1 protein-coding gene is annotated in these 647 nt (G+C 62.4%); it reads right to left on the reverse strand.

The window, feature by feature from the left end; all coding sequences use genetic code 11:
* Positions 1–232 precede the first annotated feature (232 nt).
* On the reverse strand, positions 233–647 hold a 415-nt coding region (locus GKC28_RS26670), incomplete at its 5' end, for a hypothetical protein (RefSeq protein WP_254604434.1).

The following is a 647-nucleotide window of genomic DNA, read 5'->3' on the forward strand; positions in this document are numbered from 1 at the left end:
CATATACACGCCCCCCCCCCTGCGCCCCAAGCCATATACACGCCCCCCCCCCTGCGCCCCAAGCAGCGGCGCGCAGGCCCATTTGCGGGCCGTTGCTGCCGCCCCGTTTACAGGCGGGCACCAAACCTGCTGCTTCACCTGCCATTGACCGCGTATCGACCATTACGGCCATCACTATGCGAGCAAGTGACCCCGATGCTTTGTGGTCGCAAAGACAGTAAGCACCCGATTTCTACCGCGGGGGCTGGTCCTTGACGCGTGCGATGATGTCGGGATCGTCGACGGAGTCTTGTAAGAAGTCGTTCCAGCGCTCCGGCGAACGCCGGGCGTCCGCGAGCATGTCCTTCAGTTCGCAGATGCCATCGTCGGTCAGCGTCGTGATGTATTTGTCTTGCCCGATCTGAACGCTGACGATGCTGCCGTAGGACAGGGTAGCGTCCCAACCCGTGGTGTAGGAGGCCGCGCGCGAAGCCATTGGCTTAGCGCAGCGCGCGGCCGGGCTGGCGGCCACCGCGCATCTTCGTAGTCTGAGGTTGTTGAAGCCGATGACAACGAAGGAGAGCACGATGACCGAGACCATGATCGACCTTCCGGGGGTGATCGCCAAGAGTGATGACGCGGATTTCTTGCGTGAGCTGATCCAGGAC

This window comes from Leisingera sp. ANG59, from assembly GCF_013317235.1.
In the GTDB taxonomy this organism is placed as follows: domain Bacteria; phylum Pseudomonadota; class Alphaproteobacteria; order Rhodobacterales; family Rhodobacteraceae; genus Leisingera.